This is a genomic window from Leclercia sp. 1548 (assembly GCF_050435045.1).
GTDB classification, from domain to species: domain Bacteria; phylum Pseudomonadota; class Gammaproteobacteria; order Enterobacterales; family Enterobacteriaceae; genus Enterobacter; species Enterobacter adecarboxylatus.
In genome coordinates this window covers 38,715-53,682 of sequence record NZ_JBNDJP010000006.1, presented here as the reverse complement: position 1 = coordinate 53,682, position 14,968 = coordinate 38,715, and the positions used below count along the sequence as shown (strand labels likewise).

Below are 14,968 nucleotides of genomic sequence, written 5' to 3'. Positions count from 1 at the left end.
CGCGTAAGCGCCGCAAGGCTTTGCCGCTATTTCATCCGATGTTCACCCGCGTTTAAGGCTTCGCGGTCAAAGAAACGCGCGATCGCGCCACCCGCCATAAACGCGGCCCGGTCTGACATATGGGCAATCACATCCGCGTCATGGCTAACCAACAGATAGGTCATTCCGTGCTGCTTTTTCAGGCGATTCAGCAGGTTAAGGATCTCCGCCTGCACCGACATATCCAGCGCCGAGGTGGGTTCATCCAGCAGCAGAAGCTGAGGGCGTAACAGCAGCGCCCGGGCAATCGCCACGCGCTGACGTTGTCCGCCGGAGAGCTGGTGGGGATAGCGCTTGCCCGCGTCGGCGGTCAGCCCCACCTGCTGCAGCGCCTCCGCCACCTTTTCTGCGATCTGCGTTTCACCGTGGATCTGTAACGGCTCCCCCAGGGTGCGTGACAGGGTGTGGTTCGGATGCAGCGAGGCCCAGGGGTCCTGAAAGACCATCTGCACGTTGCGCCGCAGCGCGCCGGTAAAGCGCATCCCGGGCTGGAGCCGGTCGCCCAGCACCTGAATGTTGCCGTGCCACTGGCGCTGCAGCCCGGCCAGCACCCGCAGAATGGTCGATTTTCCGCAGCCCGATTCACCAATCAGGCTGAAGGTTTCGCCTGGCTCAATCGCAAAGCTGGCCGCAGAGACCGCCGTTTTCTCACCGAAAGTCACCTGAAGCTGTTCTACATTAACGAGTGCCATGAGGTGTCTCCTTCCACGGCTGAGTGCGGTCGAGCGTCGGCAGCATCTGCCCGAAAGTGCTGGCATCAGGGCGGCAGGTCCACAGCGTCTGCGTATAGGGATGGGTGGCCTGGGAAAGCTGACTCGCCGCCATCTCATCCACCTTCTCCCCCTGATACATCACCAGCACGCGGTCGCAATGTTCCGCTACCAGCGGCAGATCGTGGCTAATCAGCAGCATCGCCATCTGGCGTTGCGCGCACTGCTCTACCAGCAGCTCAAGGATTTGATTCCGCAAGCGTGCATCAAGCGCAGAGGTCGGTTCATCGGCAATCAGCACCCGTGGGTTGTTGATAAGCGCGATGGCGATCATCACCCGCTGGCCCATACCGCCAGAGAGCTCCCCCGGATAGCGGCTCAGCACCGCGTCGGTCAGACCCACAGCGTGAATCATCTCGCGGATGCGTGCCACACGCTCCCGGCGCGGCAGCGACTGGTGCAGGGTTAATGCTTCATCCAGCTGCGCCTGCACGTTTTTCACCGGGTTGAGGGCGTAGCGCGGATCCTGAAGCACCATCGCAATCTCATTGCCGCGCAACTGTCGCCAGCCGCGTGGCGACAGGGTGGTAAGGTCGTGCCCCAGCACAGTGAGCTGTTGTGCGCTGACCCGGCCTGGCGTTCGCACCAGCCCCATCAGCGCCCGGGCGGTCATCGACTTGCCCGAGCCGGACTCCCCGACCACCGCCAGGCGTTCATTGCCCAGGGTAAAGCTGACGTTGTTGACGACCCGTGCGGCGGGATAATCAATCGTCAGGGAATCGACAATAATGCGTGGTTCAGTCATGTTGTGGCTCCAGCACGTCGCGCAGGCCGTCGCCCAGCAGATTAAAGGCCAGGCTGGCAATCAGGATCGCCCCGCCCGGAATGGCGGCAATCCACCACTGATCGAAAATGACCTGCATCCCGTCCGCGATCATCGCCCCCCATTCAGCCATCGGTGGACGCGCGCCCAGACCGAGGAAGCCCAGCCCGGCCGCTGCGAGGATAATTCCCGCCAGATCGAGCGCCAGCCGCACAATGGCCGAGGGCAGGCACAGCGGCAGAATGTGCCCCAACAGCAGGCGAAAACCGCGAATGCCCATCATCTCGGCGGCGGCCAGATAGTCGCTGTGACGCAGGCGCTGGATCTCGCTGCGCGCCTGACGAGCGTAAGCGGGCCAGGTGGTTAACGCCAGCGCCAGCGCGCCGTTAACCAGCCCCGGGCCGAGCATGGCGACAAAAGCAAAGGCGAGGATCAGCCGCGGCATCGACATCACCACGTCGGTGAAGCGCATCAGCACCCGCTCCAGCCAGCCGCCGTAGTAACCTGACAAAATCCCCACCAGCAGGCCCGCGGGCAAGGTAATGACCGTCACTAAGGCCACCAGCCCCAGCGCCGGTCGGCTACCGTAGATCAGCCTTGAAAGCAGGTCACGCCCGTAGCTGTCGGTGCCAAGCCAGTGTTGGGCATTCGGGGGTTGCAGACGGGCGGCGGCGTCCTGCCAGTTCGGATCCAGCGGAGCCAGCCACGGGGCGAACAGCGCCACCAGCAGCAGCAGGGTAATAATGATTAGCCCACAAGATGCCGCTGGCGAGCGGCGCAGACGACGCAAAAACAGATAAAACGGCATCAGCGCACCCTCGGGTCAGTGAACCGCACCAGCAGGTCGGTCAGGTTATTAATCAGCACGAAACAGACGCCGATCAGCAGCGTCCCGCCCATGATAGCGGTGGTATCCCCGGCGAACAGGGCGGTCGTGAGGTAACGACCAATCCCCGGCCACGAGAACACGGTCTCCGTTAACACCGCCCCTTCCAGCATGCTGGTGTAGGCCAGCGCAATCACGGTGAACAGGGTGCTGCGAATATTGGGCAGCACGTGGCGCAGCAGGATGGTCATTTCGCCCGCCCCTTTGGCGCGTGCCAGCAGGATGTACTCTTTATTCATCTCACTCAGGCACGCCGAGCGGGTCAGGCGGGTGATGCTCGCCAGTGAGTAGTAGGCCAGGAGCAGCACCGGCAGCACCAGATGGCTGGCGGCATTTTTGAAGGCCGCCATGTCGCCGGAAAGCCAGGTGTCGATCAGCGCAAATCCGCTGCGCGGTTCGACGGTGTATTGCCAGATATCATCCAGCCGACCTGGCCCGGCGCTCCACTGCAGCTTCGCGTAGAACAGCGCCAGCATCAGTAGCCCGAGCCAGAAAATGGGCACCGAGTTACCGAGCAGGGTAAGCGTGCGGATAACCATATCGAGCGGCGAACCGGCGTACCGGGCGCACAGCACCCCCGCCATGACTCCCAGCAGGGAACCGAGAATTAACGCCAGAGTAGCCAGCTCAAGGGTCGCCGGGAAGGCGTGCAGTAGGTCCTGGAGTACCGGTTGCCCGGTGGCGCTGGCGGTACCGAGATCGCCGTGCACAAGATCAACCAGATAGTGCCAGAACTGCACCGGCAACGGCTGATCCAGCCCAAGCTGGTGGCGAACTTGATCGTAGGTGGACTGGCTGGCGTGATCGCCAACGATCTGCAAAACGCGATCGACCGGCGAGAGCGCGGAGAGCGCAAAGGTCACGAGCAAAAGCCCGAGCAGCGTGAGGAACAGGGTCAGCAGGCCCTGTAAAACGCGTGCCACGTGGGTAGAAAGAGGAGGCATGGGAAAATCGTTATTCCTGAATGAGAGCACGGGCTTCCTCTCTCCCCAGGGGGAGAGGGGGAAAACTTACTTCGTTACGCGGTCGTACCAGACCATATCCGCATTCAGCCCCTGCTGATAACCCTTCACGTTATCGCGCACCACGATCTGGGTTTTGCCCTGATCGACAAACACGTACGGCGATGTGTGCTGCAGTTGCTCCTGCATCTGCTTATACAGGTCGAGGCGTTTGGCTGGATCCGGCTCGGCTACCGCCGCCAGCGTGGCTTTGTTCAGCTCCGGGATCTGCCAGCCATTAAGCCCGGCCACGGTGCTGGATTTGCCGTCGTTCCAGGCGAAGGCGCTGGCATTGGAGTGCGCATCAAAATAATCCGGGATCCACAGACGGATGGCGGCCTGGTGCTGTTTAGCGCGCACGCGGGCATACACCTGGCTGCCCGCTGCTGGCAGCAGATCAACCTTCACGCCGCCCTGGGCAAAGCTCGCCTGCATTGACTGGGCGATGGTGATAAACGGCGGTTTGTTCTCTACGTCCAGCGTGAAGTGGGCGTCTTTGATACCCGCTTTAGCCAGAATCTCTTTCGCTTTTGCGGGATCAAATCTGAACGGATTGTTCTCCAGCGCGCCCGGCAGGCCTACCGGCAGGAAGCTCTGGTGGACAAAATACTGGCCTTTCAGCAGATCTTTGGTGATGCCTTCATAATCCACCAGCCAGCGTGACGCTTCCCAGAAGGCCGGGTTATTCAGCAGCGGGTTGGCGCTGTTCCCGGCGTTAAACACCAGGTAGTTTTGTTCCGCAGAGGGGATGCTCAAGACGCTGACGCCCGGCTTGCCGGTGAGGGCACCCACCTGGTCGGCACCGAGATCGCGGGCGACATCGGCATCACCCTGCTCAATCAGCAGGCGACGGGAGGCGGGATCTGGCACATTTTTGATAATGATGTTTTTCAGCTTCGGCGCGCCGCCCGGTGCGCTGGCGTTGGCTTCTAACACGATGGCCTGATGCGGCTGATAGACGCGCATTTTATACGCGCCGCTGCCCGCAGAGTGCATCTTCAGCCATGCGTTGCCAAGGTCATCACCCTTTACGTTCGCCGTGACTAACTTCTCGTCCACGATGGAAGCGATTGGCGTAGAGAGGATGTTCAGCGCAACGGACGGGCTGACGTCTGCCGTCCAGTGCAGCTGCAGGGTGTGGTCATCCACCTTCTTCAACTGGCTGGCGATGTTGCCCGGCTCCCAGCCCAGCACGTTAAGAATAAAGGCCGGAGACTTGTTCAGGGTGATGGCGCGGGTATACGAGAAGATGACATCTTCCGGGCGCAGCGGGTTGCCGGAGGCAAATTTCGCGTCCGGTTTTAGCTTAATGGTCAGGGTTTTTGCGGCCGCATCCGCTTCCCAGCTTTCGGCCAGAATCGGGGTTATTTTTTCCGGGTTGTCGCGGTCCGGCTGCACCAGACGTTGATACAGGCTCGGCACGGTCTGGATGCTGGAAAGCTCATTGGCTTCTGCCGGATCGAGGCTCACGATGTCATCAAGACCCTGAGCAACCACCAGCGTATCCGGTGGCGTAGCGGCATGGACGGTTGCTGACAGCGCAGCCAGCACCAGTAACGGCAGTACTTTTTTTGTCATAGTGATCCCTGAACGTCTTGTTTTTGATTGTTTTATAGACCGTTACGTTAGGGGGGCAAGCTGAATTTAGGAAAGTCTTAATTCTGCTTAGCTTATTACCATAGCGCATAACGAATTATTTATGGTTATTAGTAAAGGCAGCGTTACTGTTAAGCAGGCAATCCTGTATTGTAAAAATAACAATCTGTTAACAATAAAAAGGGGTAGAGCGTGCCGGAAATCAATAGCTGGGGTCAAACCGTTAACGATCCTGTTCCCGACTGGCAAGGGGCCAGCGTATTAGAGCGTGGCGTGCTGGAAGGGCGGTTTTGTCGTCTTGAGCCGCTGGATGCGGCACAGCATGGGGTGGATCTGTTTGACGCCTACGCCCTGGGCGATGACAGCGACTGGACCTGGCTTGCCAGTAATCAGCCTGCCAGCATAGAAGCCACCGTCGACTGGTTGCAGGGCAAAGTGCAGGATGAAGCACTGGTGCCCTTTGCGGTGATCGATCGCCACAGCGAGCGCGCCGTCGGGCTGGTCTGCTATATGGCGATTGAACAGCAGCTCGGCTCGGTGGAGATTGGTCATGTCACCTGGTCGCGGAAAATGAAAAACAGCCCGCTCGGCACCGAAGCAATATGGCTGCTGCTGAAGTATGGCTTTGAACGGGGCTACCGTCGGCTGGAGTGGAAGTGCGATTCGATGAATATTGCCTCGCGTCGTGCCGCTGAGCGGCTGGGCTTTGTCTGGGAAGGGCGGCTGCGGCAGAAACTGGTGCGCAAAGGCCGCAACCGCGACAGCGATATGCTGTCGATAATCGACAGCGAATGGCCGGAACGGGACGCAGCCATTCGCGGCTGGCTGGCAGCGGATAATTTTGATGAGGATGGACGGCAAATCAGGCGGCTGGAGACATTTCATATTCGCCCGGAAACGGCCTGATTTTTCCGGCAATCTGAACGTATTCTGAAAAGTCTCTTTAGCTGTATTGCTCCGTCTGATTAATCGTCAGACGGGGCATTTTTATTTCTGCCTTTCTCGGGCGGCCACCCAAAGGTCAATTTTTCCTGCGATCTAAACGTTTTCTGAAAGATGATTTTGACTGGATAAATGCACAGGTAAGTGGCGGTTTTTCAGCCCGGGAGGGAGTAGTATTGCGGCGGGTGCCTGATGCTTTCTGAGCGCAGGCAGGTGTGGTGGGCCAGAAAGCAAATGCCCCGGAGATGTTTCCATCAACCGGGGCTACCACAACCAAACCTGAACAATTTGGATGGTAGCCCCTTCTTAGCAAGGAGGCAATGACATGCTTAACAAGTACGCCTTTGCGGCGATCCTGGTAATGGGTTTAACCGTGCTGGGGGTCACGTTTCTGGTTCGCGAGACATTGTGCGAGCTGAGCTTTAAGGAGCGTGACTGGGAAGTGAAAGCTGTTCTCGCTTACGAAACGAAGAAGTAGCGGTATGCGGGGAGTAATCCCCGCCTATCCGGTTGTCGGTTTGGTTCGGGCACCCGTTTTTTTGCCCCGTCTGGTGTATCGCCAGATGGGGCATTTTTATTTCTGCCTTTCTCGGGCGGCCACCCTAAGGTCAATTTTTCCTGCGATCTAAACGTATTCTGAAAGATGATCTTGACTGGATGAATGTACAGTTAAGTGGCGGTTTTTCAGCCCGGGAAGGAGTAGTATTGCGGCGGGTGCCTGATGCTTTCTGAGCGCAGGCAGGTGTGGTGGGCCAGAAAGCAAATGCCCCGGAGATGTTTCCATCAACCGGGGCTACCACAACCAAACCTAAGCAATTTGGATGGTAGCCCCTTCTTAGCAAGGAGGCAATGACATGCTTAACAAGTACGCCTTTGCGGCGATCCTGGTAATGGGTTTAACCGTGCTGGGGGTCACGTTTCTGGTTCGCGAGACATTGTGCGAGCTGAGCTTTAAGGAGCGTGACTGGGAAGTGAAAGCTGTTCTCGCTTACGAAACGAAGAAGTAGCGGTATGCGGGGAGTAATCCCCGCCTATCCGGTTGTCGGTTTGGTACAGGCACCCGTTTTTTTGCCCCGTCTGGCTTATCACCAGGCGGGGCATTTTTACGTCCGCACCCGCTCAACCGTCTCCTGCCAGGCTTGCCAGCGGGTCTGCAGTCGGGCGTGGCGCGCCATATCCGGGGTAAAAGTGACATGCTCCGGCAGATACTGGCGCAGCTGCGCGGTAGTCAGGTTAAACAGCGCCTTACGGGCCAGCAGGGCGGCTCCCATGGCTGAGAGTTCCGGCACGTCACTGCGCATCACCGGGCAGCCAAGCAGATCCGCCTGGTACTGCATCAGCCAGTCGTTTTTCGTTGGCCCGCCGTCAACCATCAGCGCGTTCAGCGTAAAGCCCGGATGGACGCGCATCGCCTGCACCACGTCAGCAATCTGATAGGCAATTGCCTCCAGCGCCGCACGGATCAGGTGCGCCCGCTTCACGCCCCGGCTCAGGCCATGGATCATGCCGCGTGCGTTTTCATCCCACCAGGGTGCCCCGAGGCCGGTAAGCGCTGGCACAAAATAGACGCCAAGCGTGGAATCCACCGAGCGGGGCAGGGTGTTCAGCTCATGGATCAGCTCTGCCTGCGACAGCTCACTCAAGCCGGTGCTATCTGCCATCCATGCCACCGCATCGCCGGTGTGGGGAATATTGCCCTCCAGCCCGTAGACCAGGGTCTCGCCGTCATGCCACGCCACGGTGGTGGCCAGCGCGCTGACATCGCAGTGCGCGGAGGAGACCGGTGCCATTACCGACGACCCGGTGCCGTAGGTTGCTTTCACGCAGCCTTCAGCGCCCAGCCCGTGGGCAAACAGCGCGGCGTGGGAATCACCGATCATCGCCATCACCGGCAGTCCGTCAGGGATCGACGGGCAACCGCGGGTATAACCAAACAGCCCGCTGGAAGGTTTGATATCAGGCAGCGCCGCACGCGGGATGCCAAACAGCGCCAGCATATCCGGGTCCCAGTCGGCGGTATGCAGGTTCATCAGCTGGGTGCGGGCGGCGTTAGCGTGGTCGCAGCTGAAGGACTGACCCTGCGTCAACTGCCACAGCAGCCAGCTGTCTACGGTGCCCAGGCAGATTTCACCCCGGGCGGCGCGCTGTGCGCCGTCGGGCGTGTTATCCAGCAGCCAGCGCATTTTGGAGCCTGAAAACAGCGGCGCGATGGGCAGGCCCGTTGCCGCCTTGATGCGTGGTCCATGGCCCTGTTCCCGCAGTTGATGACAAAAGGCCGCGGTGCGGGAACACTGCCAGCTGAGCGCAGGCGCAATAGGCTGGCCGGTTGCCCGATCCCAGCCCACCACGGTTTCGCGCTGGTTGCTGATTGCCAGCGCAGCAACGCGATCTGCCCCGACGGAGGCAATCGTCCGGGCGACTACCTCGAAAGAGGCCGCCACCAGCAGTTCGGCGGATTGCTCTACCCAGCCTTCGTGTGGGGTCTGGATCGCCAGCGCCTGGGAGAAGCTCGCCACGACGTGCCCCTTTGCGTCCAGCGCCACCGCTTTCGCATTGGTGGTGCCCTCATCGAGGGCAATAATAATGTCCTTGTTCACCGACATAGCGGCCTCCTGCCTTAACGATGAAGATAGGTTGAGACGCCAAGGTAGCGGGTGAAGGCTTCATGCAGGATCTCCGCGCTGGCGGAGTGGTTCATCGCCACGTGATGCTCAAAACCGTTGCGGCAGATCCAGTTCAGCAGGTTTTCCAGATGTGGAACCTGAATCACCGCCCGGCAGCCCACCGTATCCAGCGGATCGTCTACCGACTGGCCCTGGCCTACATAGGCTTTGATTTCCCCGGTGAGATCGTCGGTGCTCAGGCGGAAGTAGGTGAGCGGGCCGCTTTTCAGACGACCGTGGACCGCGCCGCAGGTGTTCTCTTTCCCCACCGTGGTGCCGATGATGTCGGCGGTGCCCATATGTGGCGATTCCAGGCTGGAGGCGGCGAAGTTACCGCAGTGGAACAGGACACATTTGTCGCGATCGTCGCCGAAATTGTTGTTCCAGTCGGCAATCGAGGCGGGATTCATATTGCTGCTTGCCAGAGCGTACATAGAGAGCGCCCCCATCACGTCCACTTCGCAGGCGCTCGGCATCAGCTGGCCGGACATTACGCTCATGATCGAGCAGACGTTAATGCCGAGGTTCTCCTGCAGGGAGGTCCAGCACTGGATAGCGGTAGTGTCGATGTCGTTAGCGACCACCCACTCGCTGATCACCACAAACAGCTTCGCCATGGTCACCAGCTTGTCGGCCGGAATGCGGCTGGCGTCGGCGTTGTCGATCAGGATCCGGCGTTTTTCATCCACGCGGATATCGTCATCGCGCAGGGTTTTAATGCGGGTGAAGACTTCAGACAGGTCGAGGGTTTCCACGGCAATGCCGAGGCGTTCCAGCAGCTTCTCGCTGTAGCGCACGGTGTTAAAGCCTGCCGGACGGGCACCGATGGCCCCCACGCGCACCCCTCGCATGCTGCTTACCACGCGGCACACCTGCTCGAAACGCTTCAGATCCTGCTCAAACACCTCCCCGGTCAGGGCGCAAACATGCTGGGAGGTGAGGGTAAAGGGAATGCCATACTGGCGCAGGTTGTTGCACAGGGAGATCTTGCCGCAGAAGCTGTCGCGGCGGGTCGCCAGCCCCATCTTGTCGAGGTTGTCTTCCTCGGCCTGTACCAGCACCGGCACGTTCAGGCCGGAGAGACGCAGGGTTTCCGCCACCGCTTTTTCATCACCAAAGTTAGGCAGCAGCACCACCACACCGTGAATACGATCGCGATGGGCACGAAACAGCTCGGCGCAGACTTTCGCATCCTGACGGGTTTCGACGCCGCCCAGTTCGGTCTGGCTGGGATCGAGCATCACGGTGTTGATCCCCAGGCGGCCAAACAGGGCAATTGCCTGCTCGCGTGCCTCTGCCACCAGATAGCTCGGGAAAAATCCGCGGTTGCCGATGATCACGCCCATTGTGAGTTGTTGAGGAATTCGGGACATTGCTTTTTTCTCCAGTAAGATGTTGTTGTTATTTTCAGCAAAGTTGTCGCGTCAGCATTTCCCGGGCGTGTTTCACCACCCCCGCGACATCAATCTCATGGCGTGCCCGCGTTGACGCTCTGTCGGCGGCAATCGCGTATTGTCCATCCGGTATCCCCAGCCGTTTCAGCGGCACGGCGCATCCGGCTTCGGCCAGCACTTCCGCCACCAGGCTGCCGACGCCGCCGTTGACGTTATGCTCCTCGACGCTCACCACCGCCTTGCAGGATCGCATGGCTGCCAGTAACTGTTGGGTATCACAGGGACGAATAGATGGAACGCTGATAACAGTGGCGTCAATACCTTCTTCCGCGAGTTGTGCGGCGGCTTCCACTATTTCATGTACGGTGGAACCCATTGCCACCAGCGCCACATCCTGGCCCACACGCAGGACGTCAATCTTGCCTGGGGCAAACTGGTAATTCTCGTCATGCAGCTCCGGCAGGTTTTTCCCATCCAGACGGATATAGACCGGCCCCACGTGGTCGAGCGCGTAGTCAATGATCTGGCGGCATTCGTTTGGGCTGGAGGGGGCGTAAATTTCGATATTGCCGAAGCCGCGCATAATGGCGATATCGTCGATGCTGTGGTGGGTGCTGGCGAGCGGGCCGTAGCTGGCACCCGCGTTCAGACCGAACAGCTTCACGTTGGTGTTGTTGTAGCAGATATCGACTTTGATCTGCTCGTTAGCGCGGGAGATCAAAAACGGCGCGGCGTTACAGGTGACGGCGATCTTGCCGCCAATCGCCAGCCCGGCTGCGGCACCGACCAGCGTCTGCTCGGCGATGCCGACGTTCACCAGGCGGCCCGGAAAACGCTGCATAAACGGGGCGATTTTTGCCGTGGAGGTGGAGTCTGCCACCACCGGGACCAGGTCCACGCCGCGATCGACGGCATCAATAAAGGCATTAACCATCACCGTGGCGAGGTGTTCGCTATTACTCATCTTTCAGTTCCTCCAGCGCCAGTTCAATTTCTTCCCCTTTCGGCACGCGGTGGTGCCATTCAGGCCGTCCCTGAATAAACGAGATCCCCGCGCCTTTGGTGGTATGGGCGATCACGACATGCGGTTTGCCGTTGGGCTTCAGGCCTTCAAGCGTGGCGACCACATCCGCCATGTCATTACCGTTACAGCCGGTGACCTCCAGGCCAAAGGCTTTCCACTTCGCATCCAGCGGATCGGTATTGAGGATCTCTTTGGTGGAGCCAGCCAGTTGCAGGTTGTTTTTGTCATTGATAATAAACAGGTTATCCAGCTGGTAATGGGCAGCCACCAGCGCGGCTTCCCAGTTGCTGCCTTCCGCCAGTTCACCGTCGCCGGTTACCACAAACACCCGGCGTTTGCTGTTGTTGCGTTTCGCGGCCAGCGCGATCCCCACCGCCACCGGCAGGCCATGCCCCAGCGCGCCGGTATTCAGCTCAATACCGGGGGTTTTGTGTTTGACCGGGTGGCCAGGCAGGTGAGAGTCGGCATGCTGATAGGTGGACAGCCACTCGACCGGGATAAACCCGGCCTCGGCCAGCACGCAGTAATAGCCGCCTACCGCGTGGCCTTTCGACTGGATGTAGATATCGCGTTCATCGCTGTCCTTCAGCTGCGGGGAGCAGTTCAGAATGCGGAAGTAGAGGGCGGTGAGCAGTTCAACCTGCGAAAGATCGGCGCCGGTATGGCCGCCCGCCGGGCTTTCGGCATTCAGCACGATGATCCGGCGACGTATCGAGCGCGCCCGGGATTCAAGCTCCGCGATGGAGAGCGAAAACGGATTCATAACATACCTCCTGAATTTATAATCTATTGTGAATAATTATTCCAGCCGGGTGCGTTATTTCCCTGTTCTCATTGTCACAGCAGGGAGTTATGACCGCTTTGAATATATATTCAATGCTGATTTATTATTCATGTAATGTAAGATATGCCTTGCCCCGGGGTTTGTCTACGCTTTGAGCGGGCAAATTTCGAAGAAAGGAGAAAAGGATCACATTTGCCCGTGGGATCGTACCGGCGCTTGCTTGTTAAATATTCAGTGATGAATAAAAATAACGGCAGCCGATTAAGGGGAACGTTATGTCGAAGCAGGATGAACAGCGATTACTGGTCAAGATCGCCACACTGTATTACAGCGAGAATAAAAAGCAGTCCGAGATTGCCTCGCTACTGCATCTCTCGCAATCTTTTGTGTCGCGGGCGCTGACGCGCTGCCAGAAAGAGGGGCTGGTAAAAATTACCGTCGTCCAGCCCACCAACATTTTTGTCTCGCTGGAAAAGGCGCTGGAAGAGCAGTACGGCATCCGCCAGGCCATCGTGGTGGACGTGGGGGAGAACCCCTCCAACGCTCAGATTAAACACGCCATCGGCAGTGCGGCGGCGCACTATGTTGAAACCCGCCTGCGCCCGGAAGACCTGGTGGGGATCTCCTCCTGGAGTAGCACTATCCGCTGCATGGTGGATGAGATGCACCCGCAGAATATCCGTGCCGCCGGGGTGATCCAGCTGCTCGGCGGGGTAGGGCCGAATGGCAACGTGCAGGCGACCATCCTCACCCAGCAGCTGGCGGCGCACCTCGGTTGCCCGGCGTGGCTGCTGCCGTCGCAAAGTATTGAGCATTCGGTTGAAGAGCGTGCGCGCCTGGTGAGCAGCCCGGACGTGGCGGGCGTGGTGAGCAAATTCGCGGAAGTGGATGTGGCGATTGTCGGCATCGGCGAGCTGGAGCCTTCGCAGCTGCTGAAAAACTCCGGTAACTACTACAACGAGGACATGCTCAAACTGCTGGCCGAACGCGGGGCGGTAGGGGATATCTGCCTGCATTATTACGACGCCAACGGCGAGCCGGTTCTGAGCCCGGAAGAGGACCCGGTGATCGGGATGGAGTTGGCGCAGATCCGCGCCTGTCCGCAGGTGATTGCCCTGGCCGGTGGCGCCGAAAAAGGCAACGCCATCCGCGGGGCGCTGGAGGGGAACTACATCAATGTGTTAATCACCGACTACCCGACGGCGCGCAGTTTGTTGAAAGAGGCGTAAGTTAGCCGGGATCGGTGCGGCCTGATGCTTTCACCCTGGCCTTCTTCCACATGGCGGTGGGATCCCCACAAAAATGGGCACGGTCGGCTCCCTCTCCTCTTTGGGGAGAGGGCTGGGGTGAGGGGAACATGCGGCCTCCCTGTGGGCTGAGGATCCCTACAAAAATATTGGCACGGTCGGCTCCCTCTCCTCTTTTGGGAGAGGGTTGGGGTGAGAGGGAACATGCGACCTCCCTGTGGGCTGAGGGATCCCTACAACAAATTGGCACGGTCGGCTCCCTCTCCTCTTTGGGGAGAGGGTTGGGGTGAGGGGAACATGCGACTCAGGTGGTGGTTCCGTTCACCTTACGTTCTGCACTTCTCTGCCAGCCGCGTCACCCGTGAACGTGCCAGGGGGGCTCGCCGCCACCCCCCCTGGCTACCCCGGCTCCCGGCAAAGAAAATCGCCGCTTCGCGGTGCCCTCAGCTTATTCCCTCCGGCTTTCGGGTCGGGCACCAGCCTGCATCCCTGCAGGCTATGCCTCTCGGCGCGTCCCTGCGCCTCGCCCCGGCCTGCGGTCAACGCTTCGGCGATTTTCAGCCGGATTCACGCTCCCTCACGCTTCTCAGTCGCCTGAATGTGGCACGGGTGTTGATTCCCCCTTGTCACGTTCACGGGTTGTGTAATGCCATGTTCTGCTGAACATGAGGTGAACGGAATAACCCGCCAGGCTTAACTGACTGGCATCACAACCCGGGTTGCCGTTTTGCGTTTGCCTCCGTCACACGGCTTAAAGCCCATTCAGACGCTATTTCCCCTCCATTACCGCCTTTTGCGCCACTACCGCCGCTTTCTGCTGCATCCGGTTTTGCATCTGGTCGATAATCACCGCAACGATAATCACAATCCCCTTGATCACCATCTGCCAGAACTCGCTAACGCCCATCATCACCAGGCCGTCGGCCAGGAAGCCGATCACAAAAGCGCCGATCAGCGTGCCGAGAATGGTGCCGCGTCCGCCAGCCAGCGAGGTGCCGCCCAGGACCACCGCGGCGATGGCGTTCATCTCAAACGCGGTGCCGTTGGCCGGGTGGCTTGCCAGCAGTTGCGCGGAGACCACAATCCCGGCGATGGCGGCGCAGAACCCCGACAGGGTATAGACCAGCACTTTGACCTGCTTCACCCGCACCCCGGAAAGCTCGGCGGCGCGCTCGTTATCACCAATGGCGTAAACGTGGCGGCCAAACGGCAGGCGGCGGGCGATGTAGGCGATCACCAGCGCCAGCACAATCATCATCCAGATGGCCCACGGAATACCGAGCAGCGTCCCGGCACCAATCTCATCGAAGCCGGTATTGCCCAACTGCGGGTTGCCGGACAGGCCCGGGAAGGTCTGGCCGTCGGAGGTGAGCATCGAGGCCCCGCGCAGCACGTACATGGTGCCAAGGGTGCAAATGAACGGGGCGACGTTATAGCGGGTGATGATCCAGCCATTCACCGCCCCGATAAGCGCGCCAATCAGCAGCACGACGGGCACGATAACCCACACGCTCGGGAAAATAGCGATGCCAAACATCGGCAGCACAATCCCTTTGGTGATCATCCACCCGGCGATCATCCCGCACAGCCCCAGCGTCGCCCCAATCGACAGGTCGATCCCGGCGGTGATGATCACGAAGGTGATCCCCAGCGCCAGAAACGCATTGATCGCGATATGCTTAATCATGATCACCAGGCTGCCCGCGGAGAGAAAGCCCGGCACGGTCATGGTGAAAAAGCCGACAATTAAAAACAGCGCAATGAAGGTGCGCATTTTCAGCAACAGCAGAAGCAGTTTTTCCCGGGAAGGCGCGGCCCCTTTTTGCGGCACCAGCGCGACAGACTGTGTTGTTTTCATC

Annotated in this window: 14 protein-coding genes; 4 read left to right on the top strand and 10 right to left on the bottom strand. The window is 59.5% G+C overall.

The features are described 5' to 3' along the window. Positions 1–26 precede the first annotated feature (26 nt). The 5 genes from ABIE02_RS16390 to ABIE02_RS16370 all read right to left on the bottom strand — a co-directional run bounded on the left by ABIE02_RS16390 (position 27) and on the right by ABIE02_RS16370 (position 5,037). Positions 27–731, bottom strand: coding sequence for an ABC transporter ATP-binding protein (locus tag ABIE02_RS16390; protein WP_032616950.1), 705 nt, complete (start codon positions 729–731; stop codon positions 27–29). Next, on the bottom strand, positions 718–1,554 hold the full coding sequence (locus tag ABIE02_RS16385; protein ID WP_130589196.1) for an ABC transporter ATP-binding protein: 837 nt from the start codon (positions 1,552–1,554) through the stop codon (positions 718–720). The genes ABIE02_RS16390 and ABIE02_RS16385 overlap by 14 nt, the downstream gene beginning before the upstream one ends. Next, the gene (locus ABIE02_RS16380) at positions 1,547–2,380 is read right to left on the bottom strand and encodes an ABC transporter permease (RefSeq protein ID WP_059308556.1); all 834 of its coding nucleotides are present in this window, start codon (positions 2,378–2,380) and stop codon (positions 1,547–1,549) included. Before ABIE02_RS16380 ends, ABIE02_RS16385 begins: the two co-directional genes overlap by 8 nt. Beyond that, positions 2,380–3,402 (bottom strand): ABC transporter permease, encoded by a 1,023-nt coding sequence (locus ABIE02_RS16375; protein WP_032616953.1) that lies wholly within the window; start codon positions 3,400–3,402, stop codon positions 2,380–2,382. Before ABIE02_RS16375 ends, ABIE02_RS16380 begins: the two co-directional genes overlap by 1 nt. Before the next feature lie 66 nt (positions 3,403–3,468). After that, positions 3,469–5,037, bottom strand: a complete 1,569-nt coding sequence (locus tag ABIE02_RS16370; protein WP_155166417.1) for an ABC transporter substrate-binding protein — start codon at positions 5,035–5,037, stop codon at positions 3,469–3,471. A 210-nt stretch (positions 5,038–5,247) separates the two neighbouring features. Between ABIE02_RS16370 and ABIE02_RS16365 the strand changes: the two genes are divergently transcribed. The 3 genes from ABIE02_RS16365 to ABIE02_RS16355 all read left to right on the top strand — a co-directional run bounded on the left by ABIE02_RS16365 (position 5,248) and on the right by ABIE02_RS16355 (position 7,004). Next, positions 5,248–5,961, top strand: a complete 714-nt coding sequence (locus ABIE02_RS16365; RefSeq protein ID WP_032616955.1) for a GNAT family N-acetyltransferase — start codon at positions 5,248–5,250, stop codon at positions 5,959–5,961. A 361-nt stretch (positions 5,962–6,322) separates the two neighbouring features. Continuing rightward, on the top strand, positions 6,323–6,475 hold the full coding sequence (locus ABIE02_RS16360) for a Hok/Gef family protein (RefSeq protein ID WP_032616956.1): 153 nt from the start codon (positions 6,323–6,325) through the stop codon (positions 6,473–6,475). Positions 6,476–6,851: 376 nt separating this feature from the next. Next, complete coding sequence (locus ABIE02_RS16355) at positions 6,852–7,004, top strand: Hok/Gef family protein (RefSeq protein ID WP_032616956.1); 153 nt, start codon at positions 6,852–6,854, stop codon at positions 7,002–7,004. A gap of 96 nt (positions 7,005–7,100) precedes the next feature. On the opposite strand, the gene ABIE02_RS16350 is transcribed toward ABIE02_RS16355, so the two are convergent. The 4 genes from ABIE02_RS16350 to ABIE02_RS16335 are packed head-to-tail and all read right to left on the bottom strand — an operon-like array spanning position 7,101 to position 11,841. Continuing rightward, positions 7,101–8,600, bottom strand: coding sequence for an FGGY family carbohydrate kinase (locus ABIE02_RS16350; protein ID WP_336994782.1), 1,500 nt, complete (start codon positions 8,598–8,600; stop codon positions 7,101–7,103). Between the two features lie 14 nt (positions 8,601–8,614). Beyond that, positions 8,615–10,033, bottom strand: coding sequence for an L-fucose/L-arabinose isomerase family protein (locus ABIE02_RS16345; RefSeq protein WP_059308548.1), 1,419 nt, complete (start codon positions 10,031–10,033; stop codon positions 8,615–8,617). 34 nt (positions 10,034–10,067) lie between these two features. Next, positions 10,068–11,018 carry a transketolase family protein gene (locus tag ABIE02_RS16340; protein ID WP_032616965.1) on the bottom strand — a complete coding sequence of 317 codons (951 nt, stop codon included), beginning with the start codon at positions 11,016–11,018 and terminating at the stop codon, positions 10,068–10,070. Beyond that, complete coding sequence (locus ABIE02_RS16335) at positions 11,011–11,841, bottom strand: transketolase (RefSeq protein WP_164539997.1); 831 nt, start codon at positions 11,839–11,841, stop codon at positions 11,011–11,013. Before ABIE02_RS16335 ends, ABIE02_RS16340 begins: the two co-directional genes overlap by 8 nt. A gap of 296 nt (positions 11,842–12,137) precedes the next feature. Between ABIE02_RS16335 and ABIE02_RS16330 the strand changes: the two genes are divergently transcribed. After that, positions 12,138–13,091, top strand: coding sequence for a sugar-binding transcriptional regulator (locus ABIE02_RS16330; protein ID WP_032616967.1), 954 nt, complete (start codon positions 12,138–12,140; stop codon positions 13,089–13,091). 787 nt (positions 13,092–13,878) lie between these two features. On the opposite strand, the gene ABIE02_RS16325 is transcribed toward ABIE02_RS16330, so the two are convergent. Next, positions 13,879–14,967: an ABC transporter permease gene (locus ABIE02_RS16325; protein ID WP_032616970.1), complete on the bottom strand. Its 1,089-nt coding sequence runs from the start codon at positions 14,965–14,967 to the stop codon at positions 13,879–13,881. Position 14,968 lies beyond the last annotated feature (1 nt).

What these genes read in the sequence shown, in the direction of transcription:
- ABIE02_RS16340 (WP_032616965.1), bottom strand. Translation starts at nt 11,018, where the DNA reads ATGAGTAATAGCGAACACCTCGCCACGGTGATGGTTAATGCCTTTATT.
- ABIE02_RS16390 (WP_032616950.1), bottom strand. Translation starts at nt 731, where the DNA reads ATGGCACTCGTTAATGTAGAACAGCTTCAGGTGACTTTCGGTGAGAAA.
- ABIE02_RS16380 (WP_059308556.1), bottom strand. Translation starts at nt 2,380, where the DNA reads ATGCCGTTTTATCTGTTTTTGCGTCGTCTGCGCCGCTCGCCAGCGGCA.
- ABIE02_RS16345 (WP_059308548.1), bottom strand. Translation starts at nt 10,033, where the DNA reads ATGTCCCGAATTCCTCAACAACTCACAATGGGCGTGATCATCGGCAAC.
- ABIE02_RS16355 (WP_032616956.1), top strand. Translation starts at nt 6,852, where the DNA reads ATGCTTAACAAGTACGCCTTTGCGGCGATCCTGGTAATGGGTTTAACC.
- ABIE02_RS16350 (WP_336994782.1), bottom strand. Translation starts at nt 8,600, where the DNA reads ATGTCGGTGAACAAGGACATTATTATTGCCCTCGATGAGGGCACCACC.
- ABIE02_RS16330 (WP_032616967.1), top strand. Translation starts at nt 12,138, where the DNA reads ATGTCGAAGCAGGATGAACAGCGATTACTGGTCAAGATCGCCACACTG.
- ABIE02_RS16335 (WP_164539997.1), bottom strand. Translation starts at nt 11,841, where the DNA reads ATGAATCCGTTTTCGCTCTCCATCGCGGAGCTTGAATCCCGGGCGCGC.
- ABIE02_RS16360 (WP_032616956.1), top strand. Translation starts at nt 6,323, where the DNA reads ATGCTTAACAAGTACGCCTTTGCGGCGATCCTGGTAATGGGTTTAACC.
- ABIE02_RS16325 (WP_032616970.1), bottom strand. Translation starts at nt 14,967, where the DNA reads ATGAAAACAACACAGTCTGTCGCGCTGGTGCCGCAAAAAGGGGCCGCG.
- ABIE02_RS16385 (WP_130589196.1), bottom strand. Translation starts at nt 1,554, where the DNA reads ATGACTGAACCACGCATTATTGTCGATTCCCTGACGATTGATTATCCC.
- ABIE02_RS16375 (WP_032616953.1), bottom strand. Translation starts at nt 3,402, where the DNA reads ATGCCTCCTCTTTCTACCCACGTGGCACGCGTTTTACAGGGCCTGCTG.
- ABIE02_RS16370 (WP_155166417.1), bottom strand. Translation starts at nt 5,037, where the DNA reads ATGACAAAAAAAGTACTGCCGTTACTGGTGCTGGCTGCGCTGTCAGCA.